Below are 17,708 nucleotides of genomic sequence, written 5' to 3'. Positions count from 1 at the left end.
ATCAGCTCCCCTTGGGCGGCACGAGTTGCAGGTAGACGGTGGTGAGCACCAGGTTCAGCACGAACAGCAGCAGGAACGTGATGACCACGGACTGGTTGACGGCGTCGCCGACCCCCTTCGGCCCGCCCTTGGGGTTCAGCCCGCGGTAGGCGGCCACGACCCCGGCGACGAACCCGAAGATGACCGCCTTGATCTCGCTGATCCACAGGTCGGGCAGCTGGGCCAGGGCCGAGAAGCTCGCCAGGTACGCGCCCGGCGTCCCGTGCTGCATGATCACGTTGAAGAAGTAGCCGCCGAGCACGCCGACGACGCTGACCATGCCGTTGAGGAAGACGGCGACGCCCATCGCGGCGAGCACCCGCGGCACGATCAGCCGTTGCACGGGCGAGACGCCGAGGACCTCCATGGCGTCGATCTCTTCCCGGATGGTCCGCGACCCGAGGTCCGCGCACATCGCGCTGCCGCCGGCACCGGCGATGAGCAGCGCGGTGACGATCGGGCTGGCCTGCTGGATGATGGCGAGGACGCTGGCGGCGCCGGTGAACGACTGCGCGCCGATCTGCGTGGTCAGCGACCCGATGTGCAGCGCGATGACCGCGCCGAACGGGATGGAGACCAGGGCCGTCGGCAGGATCGAGACGCTCGCGATGAACCAGAACTGCTGGATCAGCTCACGCAGCTGGAACGGGCGGCGGAACGTCAGCCGGACGACGTCGAGGCCGAGCCCGTAGAGCCGCCCGGTCTGCCGCAGCGCGGCGGCCCCGGGGAACGACGTCGTCGTCGTCCGTTCGGCCATTCGTGTGCCTCCCCAGCGGTTCCGGCGGCACGCCGAATACACCCGAGATGAGCAAGGGGAAATGGTCCGAACGGGGTAACAATGGTCGGCCATTCACGGTCTCGGGGGACACCGTGCCGTTTCCTACTGGTCGGTACGCTAACGACGGCCCTGCTGGGAGACAAGAACTTGAGCGGGATCGCGCGGTCACGGGCTGGTAACCGCGCATTTCTTGTCCGGTGCTGACAAACGCACCGGATCTTGTTGTCAAAGAAGGAAAAGAAAATACCGACCCGGGTGTCGGAAGGGCACCTTTGTAGCACCGGACGCGCCGAAGGGCACCTCCAGCGCGTGGCGGTGCCCTTCGGTGTCTTTCAGGACTTGAGGCCGGCCAGCAGCTCGTAGGAGCGGACCCGGTCGGCGTGCCCGTGGACCATCGTCGTAACCATCAGCTCGTTCGCGCCCGTGTCGGCCAGCAGCTGCTCGAGTCCCTTGTGGACCGTCTCCGGCGAGCCGATGATGCTCGAGCCGAAGCGGTCGGCCAGGAACGCGCGGTCCATCTCCGTGTAGGGGTACTCGGCCGCTTCCTCCGGCGTCGGCAGCGCGATCGGGCGGCCGCGGCGGAGGCTCAGGAAGGTCAGCCCGGACGGGCCGGCCAGGAACTGCGCGCGCTCGTCCGTCTCGGCGGCGACGACCGACACGCCGAGCATCACGTACGGCTCGTCGAGCACGCCCGGCCGGAAGTTCTCCCGGTAGAGCTGCACGGCCGGGATGGTGTTCTCGGCGGCGAAGTGGTGGGCGAAGGAGAAGGGCAGCCCGAGCCGCCCGGCGAGCTGGGCGCTGAAGCCGCTCGAGCCGAGCAGCCACACCGGCGGCTGGTTGCCCTCGGCCACCACCGCGTTGACCCCGCGGGCCTCCGAGTGGGTGAAGTAGCCGATCAGCTCCTGCAGGTGCTCCGGGAAGTTGTCCGCGGACAGCCCGCCGGGACCGCGCAGAGCCAGCGCCGTCCGCTGGTCGGTACCGGGCGCGCGGCCGATCCCGAGGTCGATGCGGCCCGGGTGGAACGCCTCGAGGGTCCCGAACTGCTCGGCGACGACGAGGGGAGCGTGGTTGGGCAGCATGATCCCGCCCGACCCGACGCGGATCCGCTCGGTCGCACCGGCGACGTGCCCGATCAGCACGGCCGTCGCGGAGCTGGCGATGCCGGGCATGTTGTGGTGCTCGGCCAGCCAGTAGCGGGTGAAGCCCAGCCGTTCCGCGTGCCGGGCGAGGTCCAGGGTGTTGCGCAGCGTCTCGCCGACGGTGTTCCCCTCCGAAACGGGGGACAGGTCGAGCACGGACAGCGGCACGTCAGGCAGTGAGCTCACAACCGGGGTCAACGCCCCGGTGCCACGATTGCTTCCCGGCTCGTCCGTTGTGACGCCGTTCACGCGCGGAACCGGCGAGGATGTCCGCATGGCCGGGCTTCCCCTCCGCGATCGTGCGGGCAACGTCCTGCTCGCCGTGCGCCAGGTCACCGAAAGCGATCTCACGCGGCTGGCGACCGCGATCCCGGTGTCCGCTTCCCTGGTCGTGGCCGTCCACGCCGGCGCCGTCTTGATGATGTTCGACCGGCGTCGGCGGCAGTGGGAACTGCCCGGCGGCATGCGCGAGGCCGGGGAGAGCAGCCGCCGCGCGGCGGCCCGCGAGCTGGCCGAGGAGACCGGCATCCACGGGGTCGAGCTGACCTTCGCGGTGGTGGCCGAGTTCGCGTTGACCCGGCCCGCCCGCCGGGAGCTGCTCGCCGTCTACCGCACCGATCTCCCCGCCGCGCCCTGGCTCAGCCTCAGCGAAGAAGGGCTCGGCTTCCGCTGGTGGTCGCCCGGCGAGGCCGTGGGCCCGGACACGAGCCCGCTGGACGCGGAGATCGCCGCGCGGGTCCTCGCGGCCGCGTGACCGGACGCTGCCGCCCGGCCGTTTCCGCCAACCGGCCCTGACTCCGGCCCCGACCCGATACGGTTGGGGCGAAACCAGCGGAAAAGGGAGGACGGGGTGCCGCGTCCGGAGCGACCCTTGGATCCCGGGGACGACCCGCTGACCGGATTCGCCGCCGATCTGCGGCGGTTGCGGGAAAGTGCCGGGAATCCGACGTACCGCGAGCTCGGCCGGCGCGCGCACTATTCGGCCGGGACGCTTTCGGAGGCCGCCGGCGGGCGGAAACTCCCCAGCCTGGCCGTGACCCTCGCCTACGTCCGGGCCTGCGGCGGGGTACCCGCTGAATGGGAAGAGCGCTGGCACGCCGTCGCCGACGACGCGCGTCCGGACGAGGCCGCCGCGCCCGCGCCGGAAACCGGGGAAAAGCCGCCGTACGTCGGGCTGTCCGCATTCACCTCCGCCGACGCGAGCCGGTTCTTCGGCCGCGAGCGGCTGGTCGAAAAGCTCGTCACGCGGCTTTCGGGACAACGTTTTCTCGCCGTTCTCGGCGCGTCCGGCTCGGGGAAGTCGTCGCTGCTGCGGGCCGGCCTGCTGCCGTCGGTGAAGGACCCCGTCGTCCTGCTGACCCCGGGCGCCCGGCCGCTGCAGGAGTGCGCGGTCAAGTTCGCCGCCGCGCTCGGCCTCGCGCCCGGCGCGCTGCTCGACGACTTCGCCGCGCACCCGCGCAACCTCGGCCTCGCCGCCCGGCAGCTCGCGGAACTCGACGACACCGACGTCGTCGTGGTCGTGGACCAGTTCGAAGAGGTCTTCACCCTCTGCCAGGACGACCAGGAACGCGCAAGGTTCCTCGACGCGCTCGTCACCGCCACCACCGAGCCCGGCAGCCGGACGCGGGTCGTCCTCGGCATCCGCACCGACTTCTACACCCACTGCGCGCGGCACGCGGACCTCGCCGAAGCCATGCAGGACGCGCAGGTGCTCGTCGGCCCGATGACCACCGAGGAGCTGCGGCAGGCGATCTCGCGGCCCGCCGTCGACGCCGGGTACCGCGTCGAGACCGCGCTCGTCTCGCGGCTCGTCGCGGACGCCACCGGCCGGCCCGGCGTGCTGCCGCTGCTCTCCCACGCGCTCCTCGAAACGTGGCGACGCCGGCGCGGCACCACGCTCACCCTGGCCGGCTACGAGTCGACCGGCGGCATCGAGCGGGCCATCGCCCAGACGTCGGAAAGCACTTTCGCGCGGCTCTCACCCCGTCAGCAGCGGCTGGCCCGGCAGGTCTTCCTCCGGATGACCGCGCTCGGCGAAGGCACCGAAGACACCAAGCGCCGGATCGGCCGGGGCGAGCTCGACACCGACGACGAGGACACCGCCGTCGTGCTCGACGGGCTCGCCGCCGCGCGGCTGGTCACCCTCGACGACACCGGCATCGAGATCACCCACGAGGCCCTCATCCGCGGCTGGCCGCGGCTGCGCGAATGGCTCACCGAGGACCGCGAAGGCCTGCGCGTGCACCGCCAGCTCACCGAGGCGACCGACGCCTGGGAGGCCGTCGGCGAGGACTCCGGCTGGCTGCACCGCGGCACCCGGCTGGCCGTCGCGCGGGAGTGGGCCGCGCGCCAGGACACCGCGCTTTCCCAGCGGGAACGGCGGTTCCTCGACGCCAGCCTCGCCGTCGAGCACGCGGAGCAGGAACGCGACCGGCGGCGCACCCGGCGGCTGCGGCAGCTCGTCGCGCTGCTGGCCGTCCTGCTGGTCGTCGCCGTCGCGGCCACGGTGTACGCGGTGCGCGCGGAAAGCACGGCCACCGATCAGCGCAACAGCGCGCTCGCACAGAAGGTGGCCGGGCAGGCGCTGGCCATGCGCGCCACCAACCCCGCGCTTTCCGCGCAGCTCGCGCTCGCCGCCTACCGCCTCGACCCGAGCGCCGAAGCGCGCAGCAGCGTGCTCGGCGTGTTCGCGACGCCGTATTCGGCCCGCGTCACCGGGCACATCGGCCGGGTGAATACCGTCGCCCTGCGCCCGGACGGCCGCGTCCTCGCCACCGCGAGCTGGGACGGCACCGCGCGCCTCTGGGACGTCCACGACCCGCACCACCCGGTCCCGCTGGGCGTCCTGACCGGGCACACCGGCAACGTCAACAACGTGGCCTTCAGCGCCGACGGCCGGACCGTCGCCACTGCCGGCTTCGACGGCACCGCCCGGGTCTGGGACGTCGGCGACCCCGCCCGGCCGGGCCCCGGGATGATCGTCGAGCAGCACGAAGGCAAGTCCTACGCGGTCGCCTTCAGCCCGGTCGCGCCGCTGCTGGTCACCGCCGACGTCGCCGGCACGCTGCGGCTGTACGACACGACCGATCCGGCGCACCCGCGGCCGGCGGGGGAGCTGCCCGGGCACACGTCGTACGTCAACAACCTCGCCTTCAGCCCGGACGGCCGGCTGCTCGCCTCGGCGTCGGCCGACGACACCGCCCGCCTCTGGGACGTTCCCGGACGGCGAGCGCTCGGCGTCGCGACCGGGCACACCGACGTCGTGCACGACGTCGCCTTCAGCCCCGACGGGCACACCCTCGCCACGGCTTCGGCCGATCAGACGGCGCGCTTGTGGGACGTCACCGATCCCGCCGCCCCGGCTCAGCTGGCGTCGCTCGGCGCGCACAAGGCGATCGTGCGGTCGGTCGCGTTCGGCCCCGACGGGCACACCCTGGCCACGACGGGTTTCGACCGCACCGCGCGGCTCTGGGACGTCGCCGATCCGCGGCAGCCGCGGGAGCTGCAGTCCCTGCCCGGGCACATCGGCGCGGTCGGGGCCGTGGTGTTCAGCCGCGACGGGCGCACGCTCGCGACGGCCAGCGACGACCAGTCCGCCCGGCTCTGGGACCTGCCCGGCCCGGCTCTCCCGGCCCACACGGCACGGGCGTGCCACGAAGCGTTCGGCCGCGGTGTGCTCGCGACCGGCGGCTACGACCAGGCGGTGCGGCTGCACGACCTCGCCGGCCCGGCCGCGCCCAGGACGGTCGCCACGATCGGCGGCTTCGGCGACGCGGTGTGCGGCGTCGCGATCAGCCCGGACGGCCGGACGCTGGCCACCGGCAGCTGGGACCACACGATGACGCTGCGGGACATCACCGACCCGGCCCACCCCGGGCCGCCGACGGTGTTCTCCCGCCCGCACGACGACATCGACGCGGTCGCGTTCAGCCCGGACGGCCGGGTCCTCGCCACGGCGGGCGACGGCCACACGGTCCGGCTCTGGGACCTCGCCGACCGCCTGCACCCGGTCGAGATCGCGAAGCTGCAGGGGCACGACGACGACGTCCACACGCTCGCCTTCGGCCCCGACGGCCGGACCCTCGCGAGCGCGGGCTGGGACCACACCGCGCGGCTGTGGGACGTCTCGGCGCCCCGGGCGCCGCGGCCGCTCGCCAAGCTGGAGGGGCACACCGACACGATCTTCGCGGTCGCGTTCAGCCCGGACGGGCGGACGCTGGCGACCGCGGGCGCCGACCGCGTGGTGCGCCTGTGGTCGGTCGCCGACCCGGCTGCCGCGCGGGTCTCGGCGGTCCTCGCGGGACACACCGACATCGTCATGGGCGTGTCCTTCAGCGGCGACGGCCGGGTGCTGGCGTCCGGCAGCTACGACCGCACGGTCCGGCTGTGGGACGTCGCCCGCGGCGAGCCGTACGCGGCATTGCCCGAGGAAGCGGACCGGGTGTACGCGGTGCAGTTCGCCCCGGACGGCCACACACTGGCGGGCGCGGTCGCGGACGGCACGGTACGGTTCGCGGAGACCGACCCCGACCGGGCGGCCGAAAGAATCTGCGCCGTCGCGGCGCCCCGCATCACCGAAGCCGAGTGGTCGGCGGGCCTGCCGGGCATCGACTACGCCCCGCCCTGTTCATAACGAGTTGTTCGGCGTTGTTGTTCGGTGCGGAGGCGCGGACACCGAACAACGTTTGTCCACTAGACATGCCCTCGGACGGCGACGTCCCACGACGTTCACTCACCGGGGGTCTGAAGGGCCCCTTCAAGGGCACGGGAACCCCGCTCCCGCCCCTCGAAGGGGCCCTTCAGCGTGTCCGGGTGCGGTCCGGAGATGACGTGAAAGGTCGTTCATGTCGTCTGGCGACATGAATGAGTCATTCATGTCGTTCGGGCGGCCGGGATCCAGTGGCGGCGAAGGTCTGCGCGAGCACCGCCGAAGCCCGAGCCGACTGCGTACTTGCGCCGTCGGACTGCTGGGCGCCGGGGCTGCCGGCCGCCAGCCGACTCATTCAAGACAGCAGGTCAGCCGGCCGGGATCCAGTCGGGGTTGGACGCCAAAACGATCAGCTGCTGCGTAGCCCGGGTCAGCGCCACGTACAGCACCCGCCGGCCCGTCGTCGACTCCACGATCAAGTCGTTCGGCTCCACGAGCACCACCGCGTCGTACTCCAGGCCCTTCGAATCGAGACTGCCGACGACCTTCAACCGCTCGTCCGCCTGTCCCGACACCCAGCCCGTGACCTCCGGCACCCGGTCCATCGCCGTGATGACGCCGACCGTGCCCTCGACCGCGCCCAGCAGTTCCTTCACCGCCGCCTGCGTCGCCGCCGCCAAGCCCGTCGCCTCGACCGGGCGGACCTCCGGCTCGACGCCCGTCTTGCGCACGGCCACCGGCAGCTCGCCCGCCTCGGCGTGGCCGGCCACCACCTTGGCCGCGAGGTCGAAGATCTCCGCCGAATTCCGGTAGTTCGTCCGCAGCGTGAACCGTCGGCGGGCCGTCTTCACGCCGAACGCCTGGTCACGCGCGGACGCCGCCTCCGCCGGGTCCGGCCACGAGCTCTGCACCGGGTCGCCGACGACCGTCCAGCTCGCGTACTTGCCGCGCCGCCCGACCATCCGCCACTGCATCGGCGACAGGTCCTGCGACTCGTCGACGACCACGTGCGAGTACTCGTCGTAGTGCTCCGGGCGCGTCGGCGCGCCGCCGGAACGCTCCGGCTCGACCTCGATCACCTGGCGCCGCTTGCGCTTGGGCGGCGGCCCGATCAGCACGCGCAGCTCGTCGAGCAGGGCGACGTCCGCGATCGACCAGCCCCGCGAGCGGTCCGCGAGGTCCGCCGCCAGCAGGGAGATCTCGGCGCGGTTCAGCACGCCCTTCGCCACCGACGCCAGCCGCTTCTCTTCGCCCAGCCACTTGAGGATCTGCGCCGGGTACAGCACCGGCCACCAGACGACCAGGAACCGGTGGAAGTCGATCCGCTCGCCGAGGTCGGTGATCAGCTCCGCGCGGTCCAGCTGCTTCCCGTCGGCCTTCGCGTACTCCTCGGCCTTCGCCGCCAGCGCGTCGAGCAGCAGCTCCGCGGCCCGGATCCGCGACCGGTTCGGCGGCGCGCCCTGCGTGTGGGCTTTGCGGCGCACCTTCTCCAGCTCGCGCGCGTTCAGCTTCAGCACTTCGCCGCGGTAGACGATCCGCATCTCCTCCGGCGCGTCCGGCGGCGTGTCGCGCAGCGCCCGCAGCAGGATCTTGCGCATCCGCAGCGACCCCTTGATCGCGGCCAGCGGCGCCGCGTCCTGCCGGGTCGCCTCCAGCCCGTCGAGGACCTCGCCGAGCGCGCGCAGCTCGACGTTCGTCTCACCCATCGAGGGGAGGACGCGCGAGATGTAGCTGGTGAACACCCCCGACGGCCCGATCACGAGCACGCCGGCGCCGCCGAGCTGACGGCGGTAGCGGTAGAGCAGGTAGGCCGCGCGGTGCAGGGCGACGGCCGTCTTGCCGGTGCCCGGGCCGCCGGTGATCTCGGTGACCCCGCGCCACGGCGCCCGGATGACCTCGTCCTGCTCCTTCTGGATGGTGGCGACGATGTCGCGCATCTTCTCGCCGCGCGAGCGCCCGAGCGCGGCCATCAGCGCGCCCTCGCCGACGATCTGCATGTCCTCGGGGACGGCGTCGGCGATCAGGACGTCGTCGTCGACGTCGAGGACGTTCTGGCCGGAGCAGCGGATCACGCGCCGCCGCACGACGTCCATCGGCTCCTCGGCCGTGGCCTGGTAGAACGCGGCCGCGGCCGGCGCGCGCCAGTCCGTGACGAGGTTGTCGAACTCCGCGTCGCGGATGCCGAGCCTGCCGACGTAGGTGCGTTCGGCGTCGTCGAGGTGGTCGAGCCTGCCGAAGACGAGCCCTTCGTACTCGGCGTCGAGCGTCTGGAGCGTCTGATTGGCGTGGTAGACCATCATGTCCCGCTCGAACAGCATCGACGCCTGCTCGAAGATCGCCTCGCGCTGCGCGCCCTGGCCGATCTCGTAGCCCTTCGTGCGCATCGCCTCGGCTTGGGTGCGCAGTTCGTCCAGACGGGTGTACACGCGATCGACGTGGGCTTGTTCGATGGCGATCTCGGCCCGTCTGACCCGAGGTTCCGACACGCATGGCTCCTTGACAGCTCTGGATCGCCTCCGAGGGCGAAGAACGACTCTACGCGTTGGCTCCGGCGCGCACACCGATGTCCCGGTTCTGAGTGCCGCGCGTCATCCCCCCACAATCGGGGGGTGACCAGGATCGTGGCCGGGACGGCGGGCGGGCGGCGGCTGAAGGTGCCGCCGAAGGGCACCCGGCCGACGTCGGAGCGCGTGCGGGAAGCCCTGTTCAACGCCCTCGAGACGGCCGGCGAAGTCGACGGCGCCCACGTCCTGGACCTCTACGCCGGCTCCGGCGCGCTCGGTCTCGAAGCGCTCTCCCGTGGTGCGGCGGACGCCCTGTTCGTGGAGGCCGACCGCCGCGCGGTGGACGTCCTGCGCGGCAACGTCGCGGCGCTGGGCCTGGGCGGCACGGTCCGGGCCGGGCAGGTCGAGACGGTCGTCGCGGCGCCCTCACCCGCGGCATTCGACCTGGTCCTGGCGGACCCGCCGTACGCCGTGGACGCGGCCGCGCTGGGCAAGGTGCTGGCGGCGCTGGCCGCGGGCGGCTGGCTGAGGGCGTCGGCGCTGGTCGTGATCGAACGCGCCGCGCGGGACGGCGCCCCCGCGTGGCCCGCCGGCTTCGCGCCGACGCGCGACAAGAAGTACGGCGACACGGCGGTCTTCTGGGCCGAATACACGCCTGTGGCGTGAGCCACGCGGCGGAAACCGGGTCCGGCACGGTAGCGTCCGCGCCATGCGGCGTGCGGTCTGTCCCGGTTCCTACGACCCGGCCACCAACGGCCACCTCGACATCATCGAACGGGCGAGCGTGCTGTTCGACGAGGTCGTCGTCGCGGTGGGGGTGAACAAGAGCAAGAAGGGTCTCTTCGAGATCGAAGAACGCCTGGAGATGCTGCGCGAGATCACCTCGAAGCTGCCCAACGTGCGCGTCGATTCGTGGGAAGGCCTGCTGGTCGACTACTGCCGCGACAACGACATCGCGGCGATCGCGAAGGGACTGCGTTCGGTCAGCGACTTCGACTACGAGCTGCAGATGGCCCAGATGAACCGCGAGCTGACCGGCGTCGAGACGCTGCTGATGGCGAACAACCCGGCGTACGGGTTCGTCTCCAGCTCGCTGGTGAAGGAGGTCGCGGCCCTCGGCGGCGACATCGAGCACCTCGTCCCGGTGGTCGTCTACGAGCGGCTTTCGGAGAAGTTCCCGAAGCTCGGGCGCTGATCGGCTCCCTACCTTCGTCGGGACTTGCGGCCGCTGCCGCCCGAGTTCACGTTCTCGTCTTCTGAGGATCATCCGACCGGGTTACGGTCCGAAAATGACCAACAATCGATCACGCCTGGTCGCGGTCCTCTTCGCGCTCCTCGCCACGTTGTCCATGGGGGTCACCGCCGCCGAAGCGGTGACGAACTCGCCGTCGGTCGCCGCGCAGAACGCCTGCGGCAACCTCTCCGGGTTCTCGCACACGACGCTCCCGGCCCTGCCCGCCGAAGCGACGACGACGTACAACCTGATCCGGAAGGGCGGCCCGTTCCCGTACCCGCAGAACGACGGCGTCGTCTTCGACAACCGCGAAGGCATCCTGCCGTCGTGCGCGTCGGGCTACTACCACGAGTACACGGTGCCGACGCCCGGTTCGAGCAACCGCGGCACGCGCCGCATCGTGACCGGCTCGGGCGGTGAGTACTTCTACACCGGTGACCACTACGCCACCTTCAAGGTCATCGACATCTCCGGCGGCGGCACGACGCACGCCTGCGGCGACCTGACCGGTCTCACCAAGATCGGCTACTCCCAGCTCTCGGCCGCCGCTCGCACCGTGGTGGACAACGTCCGCGGCGGAGCGACCAGCAGCACGACGTACGAGAACCGCGAAGGCGTGCTCCCGGCCTGCGCGTCCGGCTACTACAAGCTCTTCACCGTCGGCACGAACGACCGCGTGATCTCCGGCAAGGCGGGCGAACTGGCCTACACGCCCGACCACTACGCCACGTTCAAGCGGATCGACCTGAACTCCTGAATTCCCGGGTTTCCGTGCAACGCGTCGCGCCCCCTCGTCCGTGAGGTACTACACGAAGACGAGGAGGCGCGATGCGGGCAGCGGACGACGCGGACTTCCGGGAGTTCGCCCGGGCGCGGGCCTTCGTGCTGAGGCGGACGGCGTACCTGCTGTGCGGCGACTGGCACCTCGCGGAGGACCTCGTCCAGAACGCCCTGCTCAAGCTGTACCGGGTCTGGCCGAAGATCACCCGGCGCGGGCCCGTCGACAACTACGCCCGGCAGGTCCTGCTGCGCTGCTGGCTCGACGAGTCCCGGCGGCCGTGGCGGCGCCGCGAACGCCGTGACGGCGTCGTGCCGGACCAGCCTTCTTCCGCGCCCGAGACCGGGATCTCCGGTCCGCTCCTGCGTGCCCTCGCCGAAGTCCCTCCGAAACAGCGCGCCGCCGTCGTCCTCCGCTACTGCGCCGACCTCCCGGCGGCGGAGGTCGCGGAGGTGCTGCGCTGCTCGGAAGGGACCGTCCGGAGCCAGGCCGCCCGCGGGCTCGAAACGCTCCGGGGCGTGCTGGAGCACAGCGCCGAGAGGAGCGCGTGATGACCGACCTCGAGACCCGTCTGCGCGACGTGGACGTCGTGGAACCGCCGCTGGGCTTCGACCCCGACGAGGTCGCCGACCGCGCGGCCCGGCACGTCCGGCGCCGGTCCGCCGCGGTGGTCCTCACGGCCGTCGCGGTCGCCGCCACAGTGGCCGCGTTGTCCCTGCTTCCGACGCGGGAACCGGTGGCGCCCGCGGGGGCACCGGTGCCGCCGTCGGTGGCCGAGCAATCCCGGATCCGGCTGGCGCTCACCGAGGCCGTGACGCGGGCGCTGCCCGGCGTCCACGACCTGACCCTGGGCCGGTCGGCCGCCGACAGCATCGGGCCGGACCGGATGAGCGTGACGGCCGAATTCGTCGACGCGAGCGGCCGGCCCGGCAACTTCCAGCTGGTCGTGCGCGGGGCGTCGGCCGCGCACGAGGTCGTCCCGGGCGACCGGCTCTGCACCGCGGCCGGCGTGGAGTCGCACTGCGTCCGGCTCCCGCAGCCCGGCGGCGGCTTGCTCGTGCTGTCCGAACTCGTCTACCAGGACGAGAACGGCCAGCCGGTGCGCGAGGGCAACACCGGGTTCCTGTACCACCCCGACGGCTCGACGGTGATCGTGATCGGCGGCCTCGGCTACCCGCTGACCGAGGAGCAGCTCACGCGGGTGATCACCGATCCGGCGTTCGTGCTGCCGTAGGGGGAGCCGGCACCGGGCGTGGTCCAGGGGGACACGCCCGGTGCCGGTGGCGTTCACCGGTTCGGCCGCCCCACCGGGCAGACTGGTCCCAGCGACAGGGGATTGGAGTTGCCGTGTACCGGGTTTTCGAGGCGCTCGACGAGCTCGTCACCATCGTCGAGGAGGCGCGCGGCGTTCCGATGACGTCCAGCTGCGTGGTGCCCCGCGGCGACGTGCTCGAACTCCTCGACGACGTCCGCGACGCGCTCCCCGCCGAGGTCGACGACGCCCAGGACGTCCTCGACAAGCGCGACGACCTGATCCACGCCGCCCGCAAGGAGGCGGGGGAGACGGTCGCGGGCGCGAACGCCGAGGCGGAGCGCGCGATCGCGGAGGCGACGGACGAGGCGGAGCGCATCATGGCCGACGCGCGGGCGCGGGCCGAGCAGATGCTCGCCGACGCGCACGACCAGGCCGACCGCACGGTGGCGGCGGGCCAGGCGGAGTACCAGAACCTCACGGACCGCTCCCGGGCGGAGTCCGAGCGCATGATCCAGGCCGGCCGCGACGCGTACGACCGCGCGATCGAGGACGGCCGCGCCGAGCAGGGCAGGCTGGTCGCGCAGACGGAGGTCGTCCAGGCGGCCCACGCGGAGTCGGCGAGGATCGTGGACGAGGCGCACGCGGAGGCGGACCGCCAGAGGGCGGACTGCGACGCTTACGTGGACGGGAAGCTGGCGGAGTTCTCGGAGCTGCTGGCGACGACGCTGCGGACGGTCGACTCGGGACGCAACCACTTGAGGTCGCCGGCGAACCTGCCGAGTTCCGGCGGCCGGCCGACGCTGTACGACTACCAGGTGTGACGCGACTCTCGCCTTGAGCCGGGTTGTCCCCAGGCCGAGCCGGTTGTGGACAACCGGCTCGCCGAGGCGGCTTTGCGGGCCTTTTCGCCGGGGCGGGCCGATAGACTGGCCCGGGGACGCCCCCCTGGGAGCGGCGGGGGCTGCCCGTTCCGGCCCGGCGCCGCCAACGGCCCACCGCCGAGGCCCGCACCGCACCGCACCCCCCGGCCACGTCCTGAATGAGTCATTCAGGACCTCCGGCGCCCTGAATGACTCATTCAGGACAGCACTCCACCGCCGAGGCCGCGCTTGCCGTTCGTTTCGCCGGCCATGCCAGCCCGCCGGCTCCCCCACGCCCCAGGCGAGGGAGCGCGCGGGCTCGCCCTCGGCGTGGCGCACCGCGGCGAGCGCTCACCGAGCCGACCCGAGCCGGACCAGCGAGGTCCCAGCTCAAAACGGGTGGCGACCAGTGCGTACCCTGGACTGGATGTCCGAGAACAAGACCCCCCAGCTCGACGACCGCAGCCCCTGGGTGATCGACACCCGTGAGCTCGGCCGTCACGCCGGCCTCAGCCGCGCCCTCACGCGCAGCGTGCCGGTGGAGACGCCGCTCGGCGTCCCCGATGTCATCACCATCGAAGCCGGCTCCGAGCTGGAACTCGACCTGCTGCTCGAGTCCGTCGTCGAAGGCGTGCTCGTCAGCGGTACCGCGAAGGCCACGGCGAAGGGCACCTGCGCCCGGTGCCTCGACCCCCTCACCGAAGAGGTCGAGGTCGAGGTGCAGGAGCTGTTCGCCTACCCGGGGTCGGCCACCGAGGAGACCACCGACGAGGACGAGATCCCCCGGCTGGTCGACGACAAGATCGACCTCGAACCCATCGTGCGCGACGCGATCGTGCTGGCCCTCCCGCTGGCACCGCTGTGCACCGAAGACTGCGCCGGGCTCTGCACGGAGTGCGGCGTCAAGTGGGCCGATCTCGAGCCCGGACACGGGCATGAGAAGATAGACCCTCGGTGGGCCGCCCTCGTCGAGCGCTTCGACGAGAACGCGGGCGAAAAGCCCGGGCCCAGCTGAAGCAGCAAGCCTGACGAGCGCCCCAGCTCGATCCGGTGAGAAAGTTCGCTCGCACGACCGCGAGCAGACCGTCTTAAGGAGATCTACTCGTGGCCGTCCCGAAGCGGAAGATGTCGCGATCCAACACGCGCTCCCGCCGCAGCCAGTGGAAGGCGGCTCCGGTGCAGCTGGTGCCCTGCTCCAACCGCGCCTGCAAGCAGCCGAAGCTCCAGCACATCGCGTGCCCGTCGTGCGGCCAGCACAACGGCCGCCAGGTCGTCGAGCCCGCCTGATCGGGTAGCCGACATGGGGGGCAAGACGCCAGGGGGACCACCCGCCGATCCGGCGCCGTTGCTCGAAGCGCTCGGGGTCACACTCGACCCCGAGCTGCTCCGGCTGTCGCTGACCCACCGTTCGTACGCGTACGAAAACGGGGGCCTGCCGCCGAACGAGCGGCTCGAGTTCCTCGGTGACGCGGTGCTCGGCCTGGTCGTCACCGACCACCTCTACACCACGCACCCCGACCTGCCCGAAGGTCAGCTCGCGAAGCTCCGCGCCAGCGTCGTCAACATGCACGCGCTGGCGCGGGTCGCCCGCGGGCTCGGCGAGGGCGGGCTCGGGGCGCACCTGCTGCTCGGCAAGGGCGAAGAGCTCACCGGCGGCCGGGACAAGGCGAGCATCCTCGCCGACGGGCTGGAGGCGGTCATCGGTGCCGTCTACCTCGAGCACGGCATCGAGATCGCCCGCAAGCTCGTGCACCACCTCTTCGACGGTCTCCTCGCCGAAGCGCCGCTGCGCGGTGCGGGGCTCGACTGGAAGACGAGCCTGCAGGAGCTGACCGCGTCGGCCGGCCTCGGCGTGCCCGAGTACAAGGTCGAGGACACCGGGCCGGACCACCGCAAGGAGTTCACGGCCACGGTGCTCGTCGCGGGCCGTCCCCTCGGGCACGGCACCGGCTCGACGAAGAAGGAAGCCGAGCAGAAGGCCGCCGAGACGGCGTGGCGCTCGCTGTCGGCCGAACTCGAAGCCGAGAAGGCCGAGAAAGCCGAGAAGAAGGACGACGCGGAGTCCTGATCACCGGGAACCTCCGTTGACGATTTCCCGAACCGCTCAGTAGCGTGTGGCGATCCGCCGCGCTCGTACCTGACTGAGAGGTTTGGCGGAATGCGTCTGTTCTTCGTCCCCTTGATCGCGGCGGCGCTCGTCGTCGTGCCCGGACCGGCGGCTTCGGCCGCGCAGATCCGCGTCACGTCGCTTTCGGCGCTGCAGTCCGCGATGGACAAGGCGAACCCCGGCGACACGATCGTGCTCGCCGACGGTTCCTACTCCGCGGGCTCGACGCTCTCGATCAAGCGGTCCGGCACGTCCACCGCGCCGGTGACCGTCGCCGCCGAACACACCGGCCAGGCGACGATCACCGGCTCGAAGACGTTCGCCTTCGCGAGCGGCGTCTCGAACGTCGTGCTGCGCGGCTTCAAGTTCCGGGGCAGCGCGAAGCTGAGCGTCCCGGCCGGCGCGTCGGACAACCGCTTGACCCGCAACGACTTCCAGCTCACGACCGACGGCAACTGGGTGACGGTCAGCGGCGACGACACCGTCGTCGACCGCAACGTCTTCCAGAACCGCACCAGCCAGGGCGTGTTCCTGCAGATCCTCGGGCCGTCCGGCGCGATGGCCAAGCACGTCCACGTGCACCACAACTACTTCTACAACCACCAGTTCAGCGGCTCGAACGGCGGCGAGTCGATCCGCCTGGGACTCAGCGACCGCCAGTCCTATTCGGCCAACGCCCTCGTCGAGAACAACCTGTTCGAGAAGGCGGACGGCGACAGCGAGGCGATCTCGGTCAAGTCGTCCGACAACGTGGTGCGCTACAACACGATCCGCGACAGCACCGGCTACATCGTGCTGCGCCACGGCAACCGCAGCACCGTCGAGGGCAATGTCCTCTTCGGTTCGGGCATCCGCTTCCACGGCAACGACCACAAGATCGTCAACAACTACGTCGCGAATTCCGGCGATCGCGCGATCGTGTTCGGGTCCGGTGACGAAGCCGACAGCGGCCCGGCGAGCAAGCTGCACGACCGCCCGGACCGCGTCACGGTCGCGTACAACACGGTGCTGGGTTCGAAGAGCGTGATCGACGGCGACGGCGGCGACTTCAAGCCGAAGGACTGCGTGGTCGCGGACAACATCGTGAAGGGGACGTCGGGGACGCTCGTGACGCTGCCGAGCGGGTCGACGGTCAGGTACGAGGGCAACATCACGTTCGGCGGCACCGCGGGCGTTCCGTCGCGGAACGTCGATCCGAAGCTGGTCAAGGACGCCGCGGGGTTGTACCGGCCGGCCTCCGGCAGCCCGGCGATCGACGCGGGCGTGGGCTCGTACCCGTTCGCCGCGAAGGACTTCGACCTGCAGGCCCGCAGTGGTGCTTACGACGTCGGCGCCGACGAGTACTTCGCGTCCGGCACGACCCGCGTCCCGCTGACGAAGGCCGACGTCGGACCGTCCGCCCCGTAGGCGCCCTTTCAAGAAATGTCAGACCCCCCGGGCACAATGGTCGTATGCCCGAACTCCCCGAGGTCGAAGTCGTCCGCCTGGGCCTGCAGGCGCACGTCGCGGGCCGGACCATCCGCGAGGTGGAGGTCCTGCACCCGCGCGCCATCCGCCGGCACGCGCTCGGCGCGGAGGACTTCACGCAGCGGCTGGCCGGCACCCGCGTCGAGGCGGCGCGGCGCCGCGGCAAGTACCTGTGGCTCGAGCTGTCCGACAAGGAGGCGCTGCTGGCGCACCTCGGGATGAGCGGGCAGATGCTCGTCCAGCCCGGGGAAGCGCCGGACGAGAAACACCTGCGGGTACGGCTGCGCTTCGACGACGACGGCCCCGAGCTGCGGTTCGTCGACCAGCGGACGTTCGGCGGCCTGGCGCTCGACGACGTGCACGACGTCGGCGACGACGTGCTGCTCCCGGACACGATCGCGCACATCGCGCGCGACCCGATGGACCCGGCGTTCGACCTCGACGCGGCGGTGCGCGCGCTGCGGTCGCGCCGCACCGAGGTCAAGCGGGCGCTGCTGGACCAGACGCTGGTGTCGGGCATCGGCAACATCTACGCGGACGAAGCGCTGTGGCGCGCCCGCCTGCACTGGGCCCGGCCGACGGAGAAGCTGACGCTGGCGAAGGGGCGCGAGCTGCTGTCGGCGGCGTCGGACGTGATGAACGCGGCTTTGGGCGCGGGCGGTACGTCGTTCGACGCGCTGTACGTGAACGTCAACGGGCAGTCGGGGTACTTCGACCGTTCGCTGGACGCGTACGGCCAGGAGGGGATGCCCTGCCACCGCTGCGGCACAGCGATCCGGCGGGAGCCGTTCATGAACCGGTCGTCGTTCTCGTGCCCGAAGTGCCAGCCGCGACCGCGCGCAAACTTGCGTTGATAAATGGTGTTCAGCTTTCAGCTAGGATGAATGTGCCTGGCAGCT

General features: G+C 71.6%; 16 protein-coding genes. 13 read left to right on the top strand and 3 right to left on the bottom strand.

Translation table 11 applies throughout. The annotated features are described in order from the left end of the window. Position 1: 1 nt before the first annotated feature. Both ACIQWX_RS42090 and ACIQWX_RS42085 read right to left on the bottom strand, forming a co-directional pair. A complete protein-coding gene (locus ACIQWX_RS42090; RefSeq protein ID WP_086674921.1) occupies positions 2-796 on the bottom strand; it encodes an ABC transporter permease in 795 nt (264 codons plus the stop codon). A 353-nt stretch (positions 797-1,149) separates the two neighbouring features. Continuing rightward, entirely contained in the window at positions 1,150-2,124 is a 975-nt protein-coding gene (locus ACIQWX_RS42085) for an LLM class flavin-dependent oxidoreductase (RefSeq protein WP_400883815.1), read from the bottom strand. A gap of 106 nt (positions 2,125-2,230) precedes the next feature. Here ACIQWX_RS42085 and ACIQWX_RS42080 point away from each other — a divergent pair, with 106 nt between their 5' ends. Together ACIQWX_RS42080 and ACIQWX_RS42075 are read left to right on the top strand one after the other, a co-directional pair. Further along, on the top strand, positions 2,231-2,710 hold the full coding sequence (locus ACIQWX_RS42080; RefSeq protein WP_400883812.1) for an NUDIX hydrolase: 480 nt from the start codon (positions 2,231-2,233) through the stop codon (positions 2,708-2,710). 117 nt (positions 2,711-2,827) lie between these two features. After that, on the top strand, positions 2,828-6,589 hold the full coding sequence (locus ACIQWX_RS42075; protein WP_400884340.1) for a hypothetical protein: 3,762 nt from the start codon (positions 2,828-2,830) through the stop codon (positions 6,587-6,589). Positions 6,590-6,972: 383 nt separating this feature from the next. Here ACIQWX_RS42075 and ACIQWX_RS42070 read toward each other — a convergent pair whose 3' ends face one another. Then, entirely contained in the window at positions 6,973-9,090 is a 2,118-nt protein-coding gene (locus ACIQWX_RS42070; RefSeq protein WP_400883809.1) for a HelD family protein, read from the bottom strand. Positions 9,091-9,213: 123 nt separating this feature from the next. Between ACIQWX_RS42070 and rsmD the strand changes: the two genes are divergently transcribed. The 11 genes from rsmD (at position 9,214) to mutM (ending at position 17,663) form a co-directional block, all read left to right on the top strand. Beyond that, complete coding sequence (gene rsmD / locus ACIQWX_RS42065; protein ID WP_400883806.1) at positions 9,214-9,774, top strand: 16S rRNA (guanine(966)-N(2))-methyltransferase RsmD; 561 nt, start codon at positions 9,214-9,216, stop codon at positions 9,772-9,774. A 43-nt stretch (positions 9,775-9,817) separates the two neighbouring features. Next, entirely contained in the window at positions 9,818-10,303 is a 486-nt protein-coding gene (gene coaD / locus ACIQWX_RS42060; protein ID WP_400883803.1) for a pantetheine-phosphate adenylyltransferase, read from the top strand. Between the two features lie 94 nt (positions 10,304-10,397). After that, positions 10,398-11,099, top strand: coding sequence for a ribonuclease domain-containing protein (locus ACIQWX_RS42055; RefSeq protein ID WP_400883801.1), 702 nt, complete (start codon positions 10,398-10,400; stop codon positions 11,097-11,099). Positions 11,100-11,170: 71 nt separating this feature from the next. Then, the gene (locus tag ACIQWX_RS42050; RefSeq protein ID WP_400883798.1) at positions 11,171-11,671 is read left to right on the top strand and encodes a SigE family RNA polymerase sigma factor; all 501 of its coding nucleotides are present in this window, start codon (positions 11,171-11,173) and stop codon (positions 11,669-11,671) included. Next, on the top strand, positions 11,671-12,354 hold the full coding sequence (locus ACIQWX_RS42045; RefSeq protein ID WP_400883795.1) for a hypothetical protein: 684 nt from the start codon (positions 11,671-11,673) through the stop codon (positions 12,352-12,354). Before ACIQWX_RS42050 ends, ACIQWX_RS42045 begins: the two co-directional genes overlap by 1 nt. Positions 12,355-12,467: 113 nt before the next feature. Continuing rightward, positions 12,468-13,196 carry a DivIVA domain-containing protein gene (locus ACIQWX_RS42040; protein WP_400883792.1) on the top strand — a complete coding sequence of 243 codons (729 nt, stop codon included), beginning with the start codon at positions 12,468-12,470 and terminating at the stop codon, positions 13,194-13,196. Positions 13,197-13,662: 466 nt separating this feature from the next. Beyond that, the gene (locus tag ACIQWX_RS42035) at positions 13,663-14,250 is read left to right on the top strand and encodes a YceD family protein (RefSeq protein ID WP_400883790.1); all 588 of its coding nucleotides are present in this window, start codon (positions 13,663-13,665) and stop codon (positions 14,248-14,250) included. Between the two features lie 89 nt (positions 14,251-14,339). Next, the gene (gene rpmF / locus ACIQWX_RS42030; protein ID WP_013223689.1) at positions 14,340-14,522 is read left to right on the top strand and encodes a 50S ribosomal protein L32; all 183 of its coding nucleotides are present in this window, start codon (positions 14,340-14,342) and stop codon (positions 14,520-14,522) included. Between the two features lie 13 nt (positions 14,523-14,535). After that, positions 14,536-15,303, top strand: coding sequence for a ribonuclease III (rnc, locus tag ACIQWX_RS42025; RefSeq protein ID WP_400883787.1), 768 nt, complete (start codon positions 14,536-14,538; stop codon positions 15,301-15,303). A gap of 90 nt (positions 15,304-15,393) precedes the next feature. Next, positions 15,394-16,749, top strand: a complete 1,356-nt coding sequence (locus tag ACIQWX_RS42020; RefSeq protein ID WP_400883784.1) for a polysaccharide lyase 6 family protein — start codon at positions 15,394-15,396, stop codon at positions 16,747-16,749. Positions 16,750-16,793: 44 nt separating this feature from the next. Continuing rightward, positions 16,794-17,663 carry a bifunctional DNA-formamidopyrimidine glycosylase/DNA-(apurinic or apyrimidinic site) lyase gene (mutM, locus tag ACIQWX_RS42015; protein WP_400883781.1) on the top strand — a complete coding sequence of 290 codons (870 nt, stop codon included), beginning with the start codon at positions 16,794-16,796 and terminating at the stop codon, positions 17,661-17,663. The last annotated feature ends 45 nt before the right edge of the window (positions 17,664-17,708 follow it).

Origin of the sequence: Amycolatopsis sp. NPDC098790 (assembly GCF_044759945.1) — a bacterium.
Taxonomy (GTDB): Bacteria; Actinomycetota; Actinomycetes; order Mycobacteriales; family Pseudonocardiaceae; genus Amycolatopsis.
This window is presented reverse-complemented; position numbering and strand designations above follow the sequence as displayed.

Bases quoted from the DNA above. Each gene is read 5' to 3' on its own strand.
- ACIQWX_RS42090 (WP_086674921.1), bottom strand. From the start codon at position 796: ATGGCCGAACGGACGACGACGACGTCGTTCCCCGGGGCCGCCGCGCTG.
- ACIQWX_RS42080 (WP_400883812.1), top strand. From the start codon at position 2,231: ATGGCCGGGCTTCCCCTCCGCGATCGTGCGGGCAACGTCCTGCTCGCC.
- coaD (WP_400883803.1), top strand. From the start codon at position 9,818: ATGCGGCGTGCGGTCTGTCCCGGTTCCTACGACCCGGCCACCAACGGC.
- ACIQWX_RS42055 (WP_400883801.1), top strand. From the start codon at position 10,398: ATGACCAACAATCGATCACGCCTGGTCGCGGTCCTCTTCGCGCTCCTC.
- ACIQWX_RS42050 (WP_400883798.1), top strand. From the start codon at position 11,171: ATGCGGGCAGCGGACGACGCGGACTTCCGGGAGTTCGCCCGGGCGCGG.
- ACIQWX_RS42045 (WP_400883795.1), top strand. From the start codon at position 11,671: ATGACCGACCTCGAGACCCGTCTGCGCGACGTGGACGTCGTGGAACCG.
- ACIQWX_RS42035 (WP_400883790.1), top strand. From the start codon at position 13,663: ATGTCCGAGAACAAGACCCCCCAGCTCGACGACCGCAGCCCCTGGGTG.
- rnc (WP_400883787.1), top strand. From the start codon at position 14,536: ATGGGGGGCAAGACGCCAGGGGGACCACCCGCCGATCCGGCGCCGTTG.
- ACIQWX_RS42020 (WP_400883784.1), top strand. From the start codon at position 15,394: ATGCGTCTGTTCTTCGTCCCCTTGATCGCGGCGGCGCTCGTCGTCGTG.
- mutM (WP_400883781.1), top strand. From the start codon at position 16,794: ATGCCCGAACTCCCCGAGGTCGAAGTCGTCCGCCTGGGCCTGCAGGCG.